Raw genomic sequence first — 16,441 nt, 5'->3', positions numbered from 1 at the left:
TTTTTCTCGCAGGCCGCGTCTGACAGCGGTCGATCTGTCGATACGAGGCAACTATCTGTCGCCTGGCTGCAAAGTTTCTGACCGGCAAGCCAGAAATGAAAAAGGCCGCCCTGAGGCGGCCTCCTTGCAGTCGCGAAAGCCTTAGGCCTTCTTGACTTCCCAGCCAGTCAGCTCGGCCAGGGCCTTGCCGATGTCGGCCAGCGAACGCACGGTTTTCACACCGGCGTCCTGCAGGGCGGCGAACTTCTCGTCCGCAGTGCCTTTACCACCGGAGATGATGGCGCCGGCGTGGCCCATACGCTTGCCGGGCGGCGCGGTCACACCAGCGATGTAGGACACTACAGGCTTGGTGACGTTGGCCTTGATATAGGCAGCGGCTTCTTCTTCAGCGGAACCGCCGATCTCACCGATCATCACGATCGCTTCGGTCTTCGGGTCTTCCTGGAACAGCTTCAGGATGTCGATGAAGTTGGAGCCCGGGATCGGGTCGCCACCGATGCCCACGCAGGTGGACTGGCCGAAGCCGGCGTCGGTGGTCTGCTTAACGGCTTCATAGGTCAGGGTGCCGGAGCGCGACACGATGCCTACTTTGCCCGGCAGGTGGATGTGACCCGGCATGATGCCGATCTTGCACTCGCCGGGAGTGATCACGCCCGGGCAGTTCGGGCCGATCAGGCGTACGCCCAGCTCGTCACACTTGACCTTGGCGTCCAGCATGTCGAGGGTCGGGATGCCTTCGGTGATGCAGACGATCAGCTTGATGCCGCCGTAGGCCGCTTCCAGGATCGAGTCCTTGCAGAACGGAGCCGGAACGTAGATCACCGAAGCGGTGGCGCCGGTGGCGTCAACGGCTTCCTTGACGGTGTTGAACACCGGCAGGCCCAGGTGAGTGGTGCCGCCCTTGCCCGGAGTCACGCCGCCAACCATCTTGGTGCCGTAGGCGATGGCTTGTTCGGAGTGGAAAGTACCCTGCGAGCCGGTGAAGCCCTGGCAGATGACTTTGGTGTCTTTATTGATCAGGACGCTCATTACTTGCCCTCCGCGGCTTTGACGACCTGCTGGGCAGCGTCGGTGAGGCTGGTGGCCGCGATGATGTTCAGACCGCTGTCGGCCAGGACCTTGGCGCCCAGCTCGGCATTGTTACCTTCCAGACGAACCACGACCGGGATCTTCACGCCGACTTCTTTCACGGCGCCGATGATGCCTTCGGCGATCATGTCGCAGCGCACGATGCCGCCGAAGATGTTCACCAGAACGGCAGCCACGTTGCTGTCGGACAGGATGATCTTGAAGGCCTCGGTCACGCGCTCTTTGGTAGCGCCGCCGCCGACGTCGAGGAAGTTGGCCGGCTTGCCGCCGTGCAGGTTGACGATGTCCATGGTGCCCATGGCCAGGCCAGCACCGTTGACCATGCAACCAATGTTGCCTTCCAGCGCGACGTAGTTCAGTTCCCACTTCTGCGCATGGGCTTCACGAGCGTCGTCCTGGGACGGGTCGTGCATGGCACGCAGCTTGGGCTGACGGTACATGGCGTTGGCGTCGATGTTGATCTTGGCGTCCAGGCAGTGCAGGTTGCCGTCTTTCTTGATCACCAGCGGGTTCACTTCCAGCAGCGCCAGGTCGTAGTCCTGGAACAGCTTGGCCAGGTTGACGAAGATGTGGGTGAACTGCTTGATCTGGTCGCCCTGCAGGCCCAGCTGGAAGGCCAGCTCGCGGCCCTGGTACGGCTGAGCGCCGACCAGCGGGTCGATGGTGGCCTTGAGGATCTTCTCGGGAGTCTCGTGAGCGACTTTCTCGATGTCCACGCCACCTTCGGTGGAAGCCATGAACACGATGCGGCGGCTGGAACGGTCGACGACGGCGCCGAGGTACAGCTCCTTGTCGATGTCGGTGCAGGACTCAACCAGGATCTTGGTGACCGGCTGACCGTTGGCGTCTGTCTGGTAGGTCACCAGACGCTTGCCCAGCCAGTTGGCGGCGAACGCCTTGGCGTCTTCCTTGTTCTTGACCAGCTTGACGCCGCCCGCTTTACCGCGGCCACCGGCGTGCACCTGGGCTTTGACAACCCACTCGCTGCCACCGATCTTTTCGCAGGCCGCAGCCGCTTCTTCCGGGGTGTCAACGGCAAAGCCAGTGGAAACCGGCAGGCCGTATTCAGCGAACAGCTGCTTACCCTGATACTCGTGAAGATTCATGCTTATCTACCGTTCTTCGTTTAGGTATTGCGCATTTCGGCGCTGCGCTCGAGGCGCCGCGCCACCTGTGACTGCACTGGTTAGCAGTCCGACGGACATTCCTGCGACTGGTCCTTGCGAACCGCCACGGGCCGTCCGCCGTGGTTTTTCCTGAAGCGCCCCGCCTTTACAGACGGGGCGCGGCACGCATCAACGCTTCTTGCGATTGGCGATGTGGATGGCGTGGCCATTCACGGCCAGGGCCGCTTCGTGCAGCGCCTCGGACAGGGTCGGGTGCGAGAACACCATCATGCCAAGGTCTTCGGCACTGGTGCCGAATTCCATGCCGATAGCGCCCTGCTGGACCAGCTCGGCCGCGCTCGGGCCGATCACATGCACGCCCAGCACGCGGTCGGTCTTGGCATCGGCGATGACCTTGACCAGACCGGCGGTGTCGTTGGCAGCCATGGCGCGGCCGCTGGCGGCGAACGGGAAGGTACCGACGTTGATCTCGACGCCTTCGGCCTTGAGCTGCTGCTCGGTCTTGCCGACCCAGGCGATTTCCGGGTGGGTGTAGATGACCGACGGGATCAGGTCGTAGTTCATCTGGGCCTTGTGGCCCTTGATGCGCTCGGCAACCATCACGCCCTCTTCCGAAGCCTTGTGCGCAAGCATCGCGCCGCGCACCACGTCACCGATGGCGTATACGCCCGGAACGCTGGTTTCGCACTGGTCGTTGACGAAGATGAAGCCACGCTCGTCCAGGGTCACGCCACTGTCGGCGGCCAGCAGATCGGTGGTCACCGGGCGACGGCCAACGGCGACGATCAGCTTGTCGAAGGTCAGCTTCTGCTCGCCGGTGGCGTCGGTGAAGGTCACAGTAACCTGCTTCTTCTTCACTTCGCTGCCAGTCACGCGGGCGCCCAGGCGGATGTCCAGGCCCTGCTTGCCGAGGATCTTCAGGGCTTCCTTGGAGATCTGCTCGTCGGCGGAAGCGAGGAACTTGTCCATGGCCTCCAGCACGGTCACTTCGGCGCCCAGGCGAGCCCACACGGAGCCCAGCTCAAGGCCGATGACACCGGCGCCGATCACGCCCAGCTTCTTCGGCACGGCCTGGAATTCCAGGGCGCCGGTGGAGTCGACGATCACGTCCTGATCGACCGGAGCCGGCGGGATGTCGACCGGACGGGAGCCGGAAGCCAGAATCACGTTGTCGGCTTCGACGATCTGGGTCTTGCCGTCCAGACCGGTGACTTCAACCTTCTTGCCGGCCAGCAGCTTGCCGTGGCCTTCCAGCAGGGTCACGCCGTTGGACTTGAACAGACCGGCGACGCCGCCGGTCAGGTTCTTGATGATGGTGTTCTTGCGCGCAACCATCTGCGGCACGTCGATGGTGACGCCCTTGGCCTCGATACCATGGACTTTGAAGCCCTCGTGGGCCTCGTGGTACTTGTAGGAGCTGTCCAGCAGCGCCTTGGACGGAATGCAGCCGACGTTCAGGCAGGTACCGCCGAGGGCGACCTTGCCATCCTTGTCCTGGTACTTCTCGATGCAGGCGGTCTTCAGACCGAGTTGCGCGGCCTTGATGGCGGCCACGTAGCCCCCGGGGCCAGCGCCAATCACTACCACGTCGAATTTCTGGGTCATAACTCATTCCTTCTCGAATAAAACCGGGTGGCCCCTTGTGGGGGCCACCGCGTTGCGCAGCCGTGGGATCAGATGTCCAGCAGCAGGCGAGCCGGGTCTTCCAGCAGATTCTTGATGGTGACCAGGAAGCTGACCGCTTCCTTGCCATCGATCAGACGGTGATCGTAGGACAGTGCCAGGTACATCATTGGGCGGATCACGACCTGACCATTGATGGCCACCGGGCGCTGAATGATGTTGTGCATGCCGAGGATCGCGGCCTGCGGCGGGTTGACGATCGGGGTCGACATCATCGAGCCGAAGGTACCGCCGTTGGTGATGGTGAAGGTGCCACCAGTCATCTCTTCGATCGACAGCTTGCCGTCACGGGCCTTCTTGCCGAAGGTGGCGATGCCGTTCTCGACTTCGGCCAGACTCATCAGCTCGGCGTTGCGCAGCACCGGAACCACCAGGCCACGGTCGCTGGATACGGCAACGCCGATGTCCTGGTAGCCGTGGTAGACGATGTCGTTGCCGTCGATCGAGGCGTTGACCGCCGGGAAGCGCTTCAGCGCCTCGACGGCGGCCTTGACGAAGAAGGACATGAAGCCCAGACGCACACCGTTGTGGGTCTTCTCGAACAGGTCCTTGTACTTGCTGCGCAGGGCCATGACTTCGTGCATGTCCACTTCGTTGAAGGTGGTCAGCATGGCCATGGTGGACTGGGCTTCGACCAGACGCTCGGCAACCTTGGCGCGCAGGCGGGTCATCGGTACGCGCTTCTCGACGCGATCGCCGGCGGCGAAGACCGGAGCTTCGGCAGCCGGAGCGGCCGGCTTGGCGGCAGCGGCCGGAGCGGACTTCTTGGCGGCGACGGCAGCAACGGCGTCTTCCTTGGTCACGCGACCACCCTTGCCGGTGCCGGTGATGCTGTTCGGGTCGATACCGCCCTCTTCGGCGATCTTGCGCGCGGCCGGCGACAGGATGGCGTCGTCATCGGCAGCAGCAGCCGGAGCGGCTGCCGCGGCCGGGGCGGCGGCAGGAGCAGCAGCCGGGGCGGCGACGGCAGCGCCGGCGTCACCCAGTTTGCCCAGCAGTTCGCCGGACAGGACGGTGTCGCCCTCGTTCTTGACGATTTCGGCGAGTACGCCGTCGGCTTCGGCGAGTACTTCCATCACCACCTTGTCGGTTTCGATGTCGACGATCAGCTCATCACGCTTGACCGCATCGCCCGGCTTCTTGTGCCAGGTAGCGACGGTGCCGTCGGCAACCGATTCCGGGAAGGTTGGGGCTTTGATCTCGATAGCCATTGTGTGTGTTTCCTTAAATTCGGTTTCTTCAAGGAGGCGACGGCCCGTGCCGCCGCCTCCGTGCGCGAAGGCGTTAAACAGTAAAGGCGTCGTTCAGCAGTTTTTCCTGCTGTTCGGCGTGCATCGAAGCGTAACCACAGGCCGGAGCAGCCGAGGCATCGCGGCCGGCGTACTGAAGGAACAGTTCCTTCTTGTGCGCGGAAGCGACACGGCGCATGTGGTGCTGGCTGCAATACCAGGCGCCCTGGTTCATCGGCTCTTCCTGACACCAGACGATGTGCTTGAGGTTCTTGTACGGCGCCAGAATCTCGGCCAGGTCGTCTTCCGGGAACGGATAGAGCTGCTCGATACGCACGATGGCGATGTCCTCGCGGCCTTCCGCACGGCGCTTGGCCAGCAGGTCGTAGTACACCTTGCCGCTGCACAGCACGAGACGCTCGACCTTCTTCGGATCGATCTGATCGATCTCGCCGATGGCGGTCTGGAACGAGCCTTCGGCCAGTTCTTCCAGGGTTGAGATGGCCAGCGGGTGGCGCAGCAGCGACTTCGGCGTCAGCACTACCAGCGGCTTGCGCAGCGGGCGAATCACCTGGCGACGCAGCATGTGGTAGACCTGCGCCGGGGTGGTCGGCACGCAGACCTGCATGTTGTGCTCGGCACACAGCTGCAGGAAGCGCTCCAGACGCGCGGAGCTGTGCTCCGGGCCCTGCCCTTCATAGCCGTGCGGCAGCAGCATGGTCAGGCCACACAGACGACCCCACTTGTGCTCGCCACTGGAGATGAACTGGTCGAACACCACTTGGGCACCGTTGGCGAAGTCGCCGAACTGGGCTTCCCAGATCACCAGCGCGTTGGGCATGGTGGTGGAGTAACCGTACTCGAAGGCCAGTACCGCTTCTTCCGAGAGGAAGGAGTCGTACAGCTGGAAGCGCGGCTGACCTTCATAGAGGTTCTGCAGCGGCAGGTAGGTGGTCGCGTCCTTCTGGTTATGCAGCGCCGCGTGGCGGTGCGAGAAGGTGCCGCGGCCGACGTCCTGGCCGGTCATGCGCACCGGGTGGCCTTCGAACAGCAGGCTGGCGTAGGCCAGGTTCTCGGCGTAGCCCCAGTTGATCGGCATGGCGCCGGCGGTCATCTTGGCGCGATCTTCCAGCACCTTGGAAACCTGACGCTGCAGCACGAAGCCTTCCGGGATCTCCAGCAGCTTGCCGGCCAGATCCTGCAGGGTCTTCAGGTCGCAGCGGGTGTCGTGACGCGCGGTCCAGGCATGGCCCAGGTACGGACGCCAGTCGACGAACAGCTCCTTGTTCGGCTCCTTGACCAGGCTCTTGACCACGTGCTGGCCGTTGTCCAGCGCGCTGCGGTATTCCTCGATGCGCGCGTTCACTGCGTCTTGGGTAACGCGGCCGGACTGCACCAGGCTCTCGGCATACAGCTCACGGGTGGTGCGCTGCTTGGCGATCTGCTGGTACATCAGCGGCTGGGTGCCGCTCGGCTCGTCGGCCTCGTTGTGGCCGCGACGACGGTAGCAGACCAGGTCGATGACCACGTCACGCTTGAATTGCATGCGGTAGTCGACGGCCAGCTGGGTGACGAACAGCACCGCTTCCGGGTCGTCGCCGTTCACGTGCAGGATCGGCGCCTGGATCATCTTCGCCACGTCGGTGGCGTACTCGGTGGAGCGCGAGTCATCGGCGCGGCTGGTGGTGAAGCCGACCTGATTGTTGATCACGATGTGGATGGTGCCGCCGGTCTTGTAGGCACGGGTCTGCGACATCTGGAAGGTTTCCATGACCACGCCCTGACCGGCGAACGCCGCGTCACCGTGGATGGAAATCGGCAGCACCTTGTCGCCGGTCGCGTCCTGGCGGCGGTCCTGACGGGCGCGCACCGATCCTTCGACCACCGGAGAGACGATCTCCAGGTGCGACGGGTTGAACGCCAGCGCCAGGTGGACTTCGCCGCCTGAGGTCATGACGTTGGAGGAGAAGCCCTGGTGGTACTTCACGTCACCGGAGGACAGGCCCTCGACCTGCTTGCCTTCGAACTCGTCGAACAGGTCGCGCGGGTTCTTGCCGAAGGTATTGACCAGTACGTTCAGACGACCACGGTGGGCCATGCCGATGACGATTTCCTTGGTGCCGTAGGAGCCGCAGCGCTGGATGATCTCGTCCAGCAGCGGGATCAGGCTCTCGCCACCTTCCAGACCGAAGCGCTTGGTGCCCGGGTACTTGGTGCCCAGGTACTTTTCCAGGCCTTCGGCGGCAGTCAGGCGCTCGAGCACATGGCTCTGCACCTCGGCCGAATAGGCCGGGCGGCCGCGCACACTTTCCAGACGCTGCTGGAACCACTTGCGCTGCTCGGAATCGACGATGTGGGTGAACTCGGCGCCGATGGTGCGGCAATATGTCTGCTGCAGCGACTCGTGGATTTCCCGTAGAGTCGCCTCCTCCTTGCCGATGTAGAGTTCACCGGTACGGAAGGTGGTGTCGAGGTCGGCGTTGGTCAGCCCATAGTGATGGACTGCCAGATCGGCTGGCGCAGGACGCTGCCACAGACCCAGCGGGTCGAGCGTGGAGGCCTGATGGCCGCGCATGCGATATGCCTGGATCAGGCGCAGAACTTCCACCTGCTTCTTCTCATGCTCGCTGCTCACGCTCCCGGCGGAAACCGGTTGAGCACGGCGCTGGTTCTTGGCCAGCAGCACGAAATGATCGCGGACAGTGGAGTGCGAAACGTCGGTGGCGGTATTCCCGTCGGCCGGCAGTTTCTGGAAGTAGGTGCGCCACTCTTCGGGCACAGCGTTGGGATCGTGCAGGTAGAGCTCATAGAGCTCTTCCACGTAGGCCGCGTTGCCACCGGATAGGTGGGCGCTGTCCCACATGCGCTGCATCACGCTTTCTTGCATGCTTGGTCACCCTCGGTAAGGGGACACCACCGGCGTAGAAGCCGTAGCTGGGCCATTCATAGTCCTGAAGCAGCGACCTGGTAAGCCACTACGGATCCCGCAGATAGTCCGGGTACCAGCCCGGATGCCCCTGCTGGTCGTCATTTTTCTTTCAAATAAGAGCCCTGGCTTTGTGAGCTGGGGCTCTGGCTTTACTGCGCCGGCGAATCGTTCCGCCGACGCAGGTGTTGCGTGAAGCTGTGTATCAGGTACCGCTCTGCAGCAGCATGTTACGTACGTGACCGATGGCCTTGGTCGGGTTCAGACCCTTGGGGCATACGTTCACGCAGTTCATGATGCCGCGGCAGCGGAACACGCTGAACGGGTCATCCAGGGACGCCAGACGCTCGGCGGTCTTGGTATCGCGGCTGTCGGCCAGGAAGCGATAGGCCTGCAGCAGCGCGGCGGGACCGAGGAACTTGTCCGGGTTCCACCAGAAGGACGGGCAGCTGGTGGAGCAGCACGCGCACAGGATGCACTCGTAAAGACCGTCCAGCTTCTCGCGCTCTTCCGGGCTCTGCAGACGCTCGATGGCCGGAGCCGGCGTATCGTTCTGCAGGAACGGCTGCACCTTCTCGTACTGCTTGTAGAAGATGCTCATGTCGACGACCAGGTCACGAATGACCGGCAGGCCCGGCAGCGGGCGAATGACCAGCTTGTTGCCCTTCACCACGGTGGAGATCGGGGTGATGCAGGCCAGGCCGTTCTTGCCGCTGATGTTCATGCCGTCGGAACCGCACACGCCTTCACGGCAGGAGCGACGGTAGGAGAAGCCCTCGTCCTGTTCCTTGATCAGGGCCAGCACGTCGAGAACCATCAGGTCCTTGCCGTCGATCTGCACGGTGAAGTCCTGCATGAACGGCGCGGCGTCTTTTTCCGGGTTGTAGCGATAAACGCTGACTTGCAAAGTGTTACCAAGAGACATGGTGGCCACCCTTAATAAGTACGTACTTTGGGTTCAAATGCAGGAACGGTCTTCGGCGCGAAGTTAACAGCGCGCTTGGCAACACGTTTCTCACCCGGGAAGTACAGGGAGTGGCACAGCCAGTTGGTGTCGTCGCGGTCCTCGTAGTCTTCGCGGGCGTGGGCGCCGCGGGACTCGGTACGGGTGTCGGCGGCGATGGCAGTGGCTTCGGCCACTTCCAGCAGGTTCTGCAACTCCAGCGCTTCGATACGCGCGGTGTTGAAGGCCTGGCTCTTGTCGGCAATCTTGACGTTGGCGATGCGCTCGCGCAGATCGGCCAGCTGAGTGATGCCCTTCTTCATGTATTCGCCGGTACGGAATACGCCGAAGTAGTTCTGCATGCACTGCTGCAGCTCTTTACGCAGCGGAGCCACATCTTCACCACTGCTGCGCTCGTTGACGCCGGACAGGCGCTTGAGCGAAGCCTCGATGTCGGTTTCGCTGGCACCACGGACTTCCACGCCTTCTTTCAGCGCTTTTTCCAGATGCAGGCCAGCGGCGCGGCCGAATACCACCAAGTCAAGCAGCGAGTTGCCGCCCAGACGGTTGGCACCGTGTACCGATACGCAGGCGACTTCACCCACGGCGAACAGACCTTCGATGATCTTGTCGTTGCCGTTGATATCCTGGGTGATGGCCTGGCCATGAATGTTGGTGGCAACGCCGCCCATCATGTAGTGGCAGGTCGGGATCACCGGAACCGGAGCGAGCACCGGGTCAACGTGAGCGAAGGTCTTGGACAGTTCGCAGATACCCGGCAGGCGGCTGTGCAGCACTTCTTCGCCGAGGTGGTCGAGCTTCAGCAGCACGTGGTCCTTGTCCGGGCCACAGCCGTTGCCGGCGATCACTTCCTTGACCATGGAACGGGCAACCACATCGCGGCCGGCCAGGTCTTTGGCGTTCGGAGCGTAACGCTCCATGAAGCGCTCGCCATGGGCGTTGATCAGGTAACCACCCTCACCACGGCAGCCTTCGGTGACCAGCACACCAGCGCCGGCGATGCCGGTCGGGTGGAACTGCCACATCTCGATGTCCTGCACCGGCACGCCGGCGCGCAGGGCCATGCCCACGCCGTCACCGGTGTTGATCAGGGCGTTGGTGGTGGAGGCGTAGATACGGCCCGCACCGCCAGTGGCCAGAACCACGGCCTTGGAGCGGATATAGACGGTTTCGCCAGTCTCGATGCAGATGGCGATGATGCCGACGATGGCGCCGTCCTGGTTCTTCACCAGATCGACGGCGTACCACTCGTTGAGGAACGAGGTGCCGGCCTTCAGGTTGGCCTGGTACAGGGTGTGCAGCAGGGCGTGACCGGTACGGTCAGCCGCGGCGCAGGTACGGGCAGCCTGGACGGACGGATTGTCCGGGCCCTTGGACTGGCCACCGAACGGACGCTGATAGATGCGGCCTTGTTCGGTACGGGAGAACGGCAGGCCCATGTGCTCGAGCTCGAACACGGCCTCCGGGCCCACGGAGCACATGTACTCGATCGCGTCCTGGTCACCGATGTAGTCGGAGCCCTTGACGGTGTCGTACATGTGCCAGCGCCAATCGTCGTTCGGGTCGGCCGAAGCGATGGCGCAGGTGATGCCGCCCTGGGCGGATACGGTGTGCGAGCGGGTCGGGAAGACCTTGGTCACCACGGCAGTCTTGTGACCGCCCTGGGCCAGCTGCAGTGCGGCACGCATGCCGGCACCGCCGCCACCAACGATGATGGCGTCATAGGAAAGAGTACGAATGCTAGACATGGATCAGAAACCCCACAGGATCTGCACACCCCAGACGAACACGACGAACTGGAGCACGCCGCAAACCGCCTGGACGAGGAAACGCACGCCGGTCGCCCAGCGGCCGATGGCCATGGGCGTCAGGTAGTCGGTGGTGATAGTCCACATACCGACCCAGGCGTGCACGATGAGAGCAACCAGAGCCAGCAGGCTGAAGATGCGCATCGCAGTGTGGGAAAACAGAGCATGCCACTCGGCGTAGCCGAGGCCCGGATTAGCCACCAGGTAGCCGATCAGGAACAGGAAATAAGCCGCGAGAACGACCGCAGATACGCGCTGGGCCATCCAGTCGTAGAGGCCCGAACGCGAGAAGTTGGTTACGTTGGTTACCATACCCAGACCCCCGCCAGAACAATGACCACCACCGAAACGGCGATGACGATCTTCGAGCCCAGCTTGCCGCCTTCCAGCGACTCGCCGACACCCATGTCCATGATCAGGTGGCGTACACCGGCCACCAGGTGATACAGCAGGGCGGACAGCAGGCCCCAGATGATCAGCTTGGCCAGCGGACTGGTCAGGCACGCCTGTACTTCTGCAAAGCCTTCCTCGGATGCCAGGGTTTTATCGAGCGCATAGAGCATCACGATGATACCGAGGAAGAGGATGACACCGGAAACACGGTGCAGAATGGACGTATAAGCTGTGATCGGGAGTTTGATTGTCCTGAGATCTAGGTTTACAGGTCGTTGGCTATTCACGGCTTTTTTCACACTAGAGGCCCCTAACAAGCAGGGCAAGTTGTCGGGAAGTGCACTGGTCAGGTACCCCTCACCAAGGGAGTGCCAGCCGTCTAATTGTAGGCCTTAAAGCCCCTGACGGCCGGGCGCAGAGTATAGACAGTTAGGTAACTAATGACAACGTAATGGCCCACCCCAAAAAGCGGATTGCACGCCATTAATAAATGACGTATTAGGCCATTCCCTTTGCCCCAAAAAAGGGCTGAAACCCCTCTGCTGTCTGGGTTTCAGTAAATTGACTTTCAGATTTATGTCTCTATAGTGTCCCGGGCCCTGCGTGGGGGGCTTCTGATGATTTCAAGCATAAACAGGAGGCCGAACATGGCTGACAAAAAAGCGCAGTTGATCATCGAGGGCAATGCCCCCGTAGAGCTGCCCGTATTGACCGGCACCGTAGGTCCCGATGTTGTCGACGTGAGGGGCCTGACCGCCACGGGTCGCTTCACCTTTGATCCTGGCTTTATGTCGACCGCCTCCTGCGAGTCGAAGATCACCTACATCGACGGCGACGCCGGTGTCCTGCTGCACCGCGGCTTCCCCATCGAGCAACTGGCCGAGAAGTCCGACTACCTGGAAACCTGCTACCTGCTGCTGAACGGCGAACTGCCGACCGCAGAGCAGAAGGCCAAGTTCGTCAGCACCATCAAGAACCACACCATGGTTCACGAGCAGTTGAAGAGCTTCTTCAACGGCTTCCGCCGCGATGCCCACCCGATGGCCATCATGTGCGGCGTGGTCGGCGCCCTCTCCGCCTTCTACCACGACTCGCTGGACATCAATAACGCCCAGCACCGCGAAGTCTCGGCCATGCGCCTGATCGCCAAGATGCCGACCATCGCCGCCATGGCGTACAAGTACTCCATGGGCCAGCCCATGATGTACCCGCGTAACGACCTGAACTACGCGGAAAACTTCCTGCACATGATGTTCAACACCCCGTGCGAGATCAAACCGATCAGCCCGGTACTGGCCAAGGCGATGGACCGCATCTTCGTCCTGCACGCCGACCATGAGCAGAACGCCTCCACCTCCACCGTACGTCTGGCCGGCTCGTCCGGTGCCAACCCGTTCGCCTGTATCGCCGCCGGCATCGCCGCGCTGTGGGGCCCGGCACACGGCGGCGCCAACGAAGCCGTACTGACCATGCTGGACGAGATCGGCAGCGTCGAGAACATCGACAAGTTCATCGCCAAGGCCAAGGACAAGAACGATCCGTTCAAGCTGATGGGCTTCGGTCATCGCGTGTACAAGAACCGCGACCCGCGCGCCACCGTGATGAAGAAGACCTGCGACGAAGTGCTGGCCGAGCTGGGCATCAAGAACGACCCGCAGCTGGAGCTGGCCATGCGCCTGGAAGAGATCGCCCTGACCGATCCGTACTTCAAGGAGCGCAACCTATACCCGAACGTGGACTTCTACTCGGGCATCATCCTCAAGGCCATCGGCATCCCAACCAGCATGTTCACCGTGATCTTCGCCCTATCGCGTACCGTCGGCTGGATCTCGCACTGGAAGGAAATGCTGTCCAGCCCGTACAAGATCGGCCGTCCGCGCCAGCTCTACACCGGCTACGACAAGCGCGACTACGTCAAGCTTGAAGACCGCAAGTAAGTTTTGCGGGCAAAGAAAAAGGCTGCCAATTGGCAGCCTTTTTTCATTTCTGACCTCAGCGTTTCTCGGCCAGATCACGCAACCCCTTCAGGGTATTGAACGGCGCATCCACCACGAAGCTGTTGGCCAGCCAGGACGGCACGCTGCCACCCGGCTCGGTGTGCACCTGGTAGATCACCTCGACCTTGCCGTCCTTCGGCACCAGGCTCCAGTAACCATTCAGGCTGGTGACCCGGGTGTGGTCCTGGTCGAGGGGGATGAACTTGGGCTGGCCGTCCATCTTGCGGGTCAGGCTGCCATCGGCGCCCTGCTCCGACACCACGTGCAGCACCGAATCACGGGCCTCCACCGGCCACGGCATCTCGAAACGGGTGTAGACCCAGCTCTCGGCGCCTTCGTGCTTGAGCAGGCTCTGCTCGGCGCAGGCATGAATCCAGGCGCAGGAGCCCTTCACGTCTTCCTGCAGCTTGCGCAGGGTCGCCACATCGCTGGCGATGGTGGTCACGCCACGATAGGCCTTGTACTTGGAGCCCGGCACCTCGCTCAGGTAGATCTTGATGCCGTCCTCGTCCTTGGCCAGCTGCCAGTCCTCGGCATGGGCCATACCAGCTGCCAGCAGGCTCAGACCACAGATGGCGGCCGCTCGACTCAATGCAATCATCATTGCTCCTTGGGGATATTGACCCGCCGGCAGCGCCGCCGGGCCTGGACTCGCTCAGGCGGTGGCCTGCTCCAGCCAGCCAATCAGGCGGACCGCCTCTTCGCGGCTGTCGCCACAGACGTAGTCCGCGGCGGAAAAAGCCAGGCAGACATCCGGACGCTCCGGGCTGCCGAAGATGGCGCAGAGAAACTCGGCGGTGAGGTGCAGGCAGCGCTCGCCCGCAGGCTTGCCCTGGGGCAGACCGGGAATCGGCGAACTGATGGAAGGCGCGATGCAACAGGCACCGCAGCCGGCACGACACTCCATAAGACCTCTCATGCGCTGAGCGGGCGCGATCTTAACGCCTGGGCGCCGCGTCTTCCATTACCTGATGTCGCGCAGCGCCGCCAGGCTCTCGGCGAGGGCAGCGCCCTCGGGGTAGAACACCGCCGGCTGGCCCATGGGCACCGGCACCTTCACCGACTCACCCGCGCGCACCCGCAATACCTTGCCCGACCAGAGATGCACCCAATTACCGGCCGGCAACAGTACCTCCAGCTCGGCAACGCCCGGCTCCAGCACCGGCGCCACCAGCAGCTGGTCACCCAGCAGGAAGCTGCGCGGCAACGCCTGCTGCCCGGCTGGATCATCCGGATAGTGCAGCCACAACGGACGCAGCAGCGGCATGCCGGTGCGCGCGGCCTCCTCCATCAACTGCTGACGATAGGGCGCCAGCGCCGCGAAGATCTTCGCGCTGCGAGCGAACTGGGCCAGCAGCTGCGGCGAGCTGTAGATCTGCTGGTTGGCATCCGGGCGATTGCCCTCGTGGCTGCGCAACAGGCTGGTGAAGGCGGAGAACTCCATCCAGCGCAGCAGCAGTTCCTCGTCGCGGTGATAGTCCTTCAGCGGATGGCTGATGGTGGTGTAGCCGCCGGTATCGCTGTGATTGAGGGCAAAGCCGGACAGCCCGCCCGAGAGCATGCCCAGCAGTGCGCTGTGCAGACCATCATCGGCGTCCCAGGTCACCAACTGATCGCCGGCCCACAGGCTGGTGGTCAGCCCCGGGCTGCGGCTGAAGGCCGAGCGCATGAAGAAGAACAGCTCGCCGTGCCCGCCCGCCTCTTCCAGCAACTCGCGGTTGAGCCGCGCCCACTCCTCGGGATAACGGTTGTGCGCCAGCGCCGCCGGCTCGCCGCTGGCCAGTTGCGCCTCGTAGGGCAGCGCCTCGCCGAAATCGGCCATCCAGCCGGAAAAGCCCTTGGCCAGCATTTCCTCACGCAACACCTGCTTAAGCCACTGGCGTGCCTCGGGATTGCTCAGGTCGAGCATACTGGCGCTGAAGCTGGTGTTGAGCAGCGCCAGCGGCTGACCGGAGGCATCACGCAGCAGATAGCCGCGCTCGCGGGCCTCGGCATACAGGTTGCGCGCGGCACCGGGTTTCTCGCTTACATCCACCAGGAATGGATTGACGTAAGCCAGGCTGCGCACGCCGCGCGCCTGCAGCTCGCCGTTGAGCGCCGCCCAGTTCGGGTAATGCAGCTCATCCAGACTCCAGTTCCACCACAGCTGCTTGCCGAAGCTGGTGGTGCGCTGGCCCACCCAGTCCTGCAGCCAGACACCGGCCAACGGCACACCAGCCTGATCGAGCTGATCCAGAATGCCGCGCACCCGCTCGGTGCCGCCCTGCAGGCCGACGATGGCGCCGTGCTGGGTCCAGGCCGGCAGCGGCGGCATACGCCCGACCACCGCCGTGTGCTGGGCGATCTGCCCCGGCGCATCGGCGGCGGTATAGATGCGTGCCGCCAGTTGCCCGGCATGCACTTCCAGCTGCACGCGCTGTTCGTCGCGCAGGTCGAACACCTGATAGGCGCCGGACTCGCTGAAAAAGCTGCGGCCCTTGCTGGTCAGGTAATGCGGCACCGGCGCATAGCTGGTCCACCAATCGCCGCCGGCGCGGGCAGTCAGGTTGGCGGCGAGGGTGATGGGTTGCAGGCCGCGACCGACACCCTGTTCCTGCACCAGGATCGGCAAGCGCCGGCCAGCCAGGTCGAAGGCGCTGAACTGCTCGCCGAAACCATGGAAGCGCTCGTCGGCCTCACGCAGCCAACTGAGATAGATGCGATTGAGGCGCTCGTCATCCAGCGCCACGGCCAGGCGCACGCCACGCTCGCCGTCGTCCTCCAGAATCAGCGCATAGCCGGCTTCGCTGCCGTCGGCGCAGCCCAGGCTGCCACGCAAGAGAAGACGCGCACCGCGCTGCTCGATGGTCTCCAGGCGCTGGCGGCGACAGAGCAGTTCGCGACGCTCCTCGACGAACATCGCACCGCGATGCTCTTCCACCTCTTCATGGCCGCGCCCGGCGGCGAGAAAACCGCCCTCACTGGCCCACAACACCCGCTGCCCGTCCACCAGCCGCAGGCGCTGGCCGTCCCAGAACAAGCGCTGAGCGCCCAGTTCGAATTGCTGCGCCGTCATCAGCGCCGGCGCCACCTCCAGCTCGGCCCAGATGGCGCGTTGCTGCCAGGCTTGCCAACCACTCCATGCCGCCAGTGCGGCAACGCCTGCAACCCCCACCCATGCCCCACCGCGAATCCACTTGCCCACACCCTTCCCCCTCGCATCGATTCATCGGCGCCCGGGACTTG

At 63.2% G+C, this 16,441-nt stretch carries 13 protein-coding genes; 1 reads left to right on the top strand and 12 read right to left on the bottom strand.

Annotation, left to right across the window (positions count from 1 at the left end; translation table 11 throughout):
• Positions 1-141: 141 nt before the first annotated feature.
• The 9 genes from sucD to sdhC form a co-directional block, all read right to left on the bottom strand.
• The gene (gene sucD, locus N7607_RS17630) at positions 142-1,029 is read right to left on the bottom strand and encodes a succinate--CoA ligase subunit alpha (protein ID WP_137972996.1); all 888 of its coding nucleotides are present in this window, start codon (positions 1,027-1,029) and stop codon (positions 142-144) included.
• On the bottom strand, positions 1,029-2,195 hold the full coding sequence (gene sucC / locus N7607_RS17625) for an ADP-forming succinate--CoA ligase subunit beta (protein ID WP_279866550.1): 1,167 nt from the start codon (positions 2,193-2,195) through the stop codon (positions 1,029-1,031). The genes sucD and sucC overlap by 1 nt, the downstream gene beginning before the upstream one ends.
• A 189-nt stretch (positions 2,196-2,384) precedes the next feature.
• On the bottom strand, positions 2,385-3,821 hold the full coding sequence (gene lpdA / locus N7607_RS17620; protein WP_137972994.1) for a dihydrolipoyl dehydrogenase: 1,437 nt from the start codon (positions 3,819-3,821) through the stop codon (positions 2,385-2,387).
• Between the two features lie 68 nt (positions 3,822-3,889).
• The gene (gene odhB, locus N7607_RS17615; protein ID WP_279866549.1) at positions 3,890-5,110 is read right to left on the bottom strand and encodes a 2-oxoglutarate dehydrogenase complex dihydrolipoyllysine-residue succinyltransferase; all 1,221 of its coding nucleotides are present in this window, start codon (positions 5,108-5,110) and stop codon (positions 3,890-3,892) included.
• 73 nt (positions 5,111-5,183) lie between these two features.
• Entirely contained in the window at positions 5,184-8,015 is a 2,832-nt protein-coding gene (locus N7607_RS17610; RefSeq protein ID WP_279866548.1) for a 2-oxoglutarate dehydrogenase E1 component, read from the bottom strand.
• Positions 8,016-8,259: 244 nt separating this feature from the next.
• Entirely contained in the window at positions 8,260-8,979 is a 720-nt protein-coding gene (locus N7607_RS17605; RefSeq protein WP_137972991.1) for a succinate dehydrogenase iron-sulfur subunit, read from the bottom strand.
• A gap of 11 nt (positions 8,980-8,990) precedes the next feature.
• Complete coding sequence (gene sdhA / locus N7607_RS17600) at positions 8,991-10,766, bottom strand: succinate dehydrogenase flavoprotein subunit (protein ID WP_137972990.1); 1,776 nt, start codon at positions 10,764-10,766, stop codon at positions 8,991-8,993.
• A gap of 3 nt (positions 10,767-10,769) precedes the next feature.
• The gene (gene sdhD, locus N7607_RS17595) at positions 10,770-11,138 is read right to left on the bottom strand and encodes a succinate dehydrogenase, hydrophobic membrane anchor protein (protein ID WP_279866547.1); all 369 of its coding nucleotides are present in this window, start codon (positions 11,136-11,138) and stop codon (positions 10,770-10,772) included.
• The gene (gene sdhC, locus N7607_RS17590; protein WP_171016316.1) at positions 11,132-11,518 is read right to left on the bottom strand and encodes a succinate dehydrogenase, cytochrome b556 subunit; all 387 of its coding nucleotides are present in this window, start codon (positions 11,516-11,518) and stop codon (positions 11,132-11,134) included. The genes sdhD and sdhC overlap by 7 nt, the downstream gene beginning before the upstream one ends.
• A gap of 348 nt (positions 11,519-11,866) precedes the next feature.
• Between sdhC and gltA the strand changes: the two genes are divergently transcribed.
• Positions 11,867-13,156: a citrate synthase gene (gene gltA / locus N7607_RS17585; RefSeq protein ID WP_192398341.1), complete on the top strand. Its 1,290-nt coding sequence runs from the start codon at positions 11,867-11,869 to the stop codon at positions 13,154-13,156.
• A 55-nt stretch (positions 13,157-13,211) separates the two neighbouring features.
• Here the strand turns inward: gltA and N7607_RS17580 are convergent, their stop codons facing one another.
• Genes N7607_RS17580 through N7607_RS17570 form a run of 3 tightly spaced genes read right to left on the bottom strand, consistent with a single transcriptional unit; the run spans position 13,212 to position 16,400 of the window.
• Positions 13,212-13,817: an START domain-containing protein gene (locus tag N7607_RS17580; RefSeq protein ID WP_279866545.1), complete on the bottom strand. Its 606-nt coding sequence runs from the start codon at positions 13,815-13,817 to the stop codon at positions 13,212-13,214.
• 54 nt (positions 13,818-13,871) lie between these two features.
• Positions 13,872-14,123, bottom strand: coding sequence for a YkgJ family cysteine cluster protein (locus tag N7607_RS17575; RefSeq protein ID WP_279866544.1), 252 nt, complete (start codon positions 14,121-14,123; stop codon positions 13,872-13,874).
• Positions 14,124-14,180: 57 nt separating this feature from the next.
• Positions 14,181-16,400, bottom strand: a complete 2,220-nt coding sequence (locus tag N7607_RS17570; RefSeq protein ID WP_279866543.1) for an alpha-glucosidase — start codon at positions 16,398-16,400, stop codon at positions 14,181-14,183.
• Positions 16,401-16,441: the final 41 nt, after the last annotated feature.

The organism is Pseudomonas sp. GD04019 (assembly GCF_029837695.1).
Taxonomy (GTDB): domain Bacteria; phylum Pseudomonadota; class Gammaproteobacteria; order Pseudomonadales; family Pseudomonadaceae; genus Aquipseudomonas.
Note: the sequence above shows the minus strand (reverse complement) of the source record. Positions and strands in the feature narration are given on the sequence as shown.

Excerpts from the sequence above, each read along its gene's own strand:
- N7607_RS17605 (WP_137972991.1), bottom strand. The coding sequence starts at position 8,979 with ATGTCTCTTGGTAACACTTTGCAAGTCAGCGTTTATCGCTACAACCCG.
- sucD (WP_137972996.1), bottom strand. The coding sequence starts at position 1,029 with ATGAGCGTCCTGATCAATAAAGACACCAAAGTCATCTGCCAGGGCTTC.
- gltA (WP_192398341.1), top strand. The coding sequence starts at position 11,867 with ATGGCTGACAAAAAAGCGCAGTTGATCATCGAGGGCAATGCCCCCGTA.
- N7607_RS17610 (WP_279866548.1), bottom strand. The coding sequence starts at position 8,015 with ATGCAAGAAAGCGTGATGCAGCGCATGTGGGACAGCGCCCACCTATCC.
- odhB (WP_279866549.1), bottom strand. The coding sequence starts at position 5,110 with ATGGCTATCGAGATCAAAGCCCCAACCTTCCCGGAATCGGTTGCCGAC.
- N7607_RS17580 (WP_279866545.1), bottom strand. The coding sequence starts at position 13,817 with ATGATTGCATTGAGTCGAGCGGCCGCCATCTGTGGTCTGAGCCTGCTG.
- lpdA (WP_137972994.1), bottom strand. The coding sequence starts at position 3,821 with ATGACCCAGAAATTCGACGTGGTAGTGATTGGCGCTGGCCCCGGGGGC.
- N7607_RS17575 (WP_279866544.1), bottom strand. The coding sequence starts at position 14,123 with ATGGAGTGTCGTGCCGGCTGCGGTGCCTGTTGCATCGCGCCTTCCATC.
- sucC (WP_279866550.1), bottom strand. The coding sequence starts at position 2,195 with ATGAATCTTCACGAGTATCAGGGTAAGCAGCTGTTCGCTGAATACGGC.
- sdhD (WP_279866547.1), bottom strand. The coding sequence starts at position 11,138 with ATGGTAACCAACGTAACCAACTTCTCGCGTTCGGGCCTCTACGACTGG.
- sdhA (WP_137972990.1), bottom strand. The coding sequence starts at position 10,766 with ATGTCTAGCATTCGTACTCTTTCCTATGACGCCATCATCGTTGGTGGC.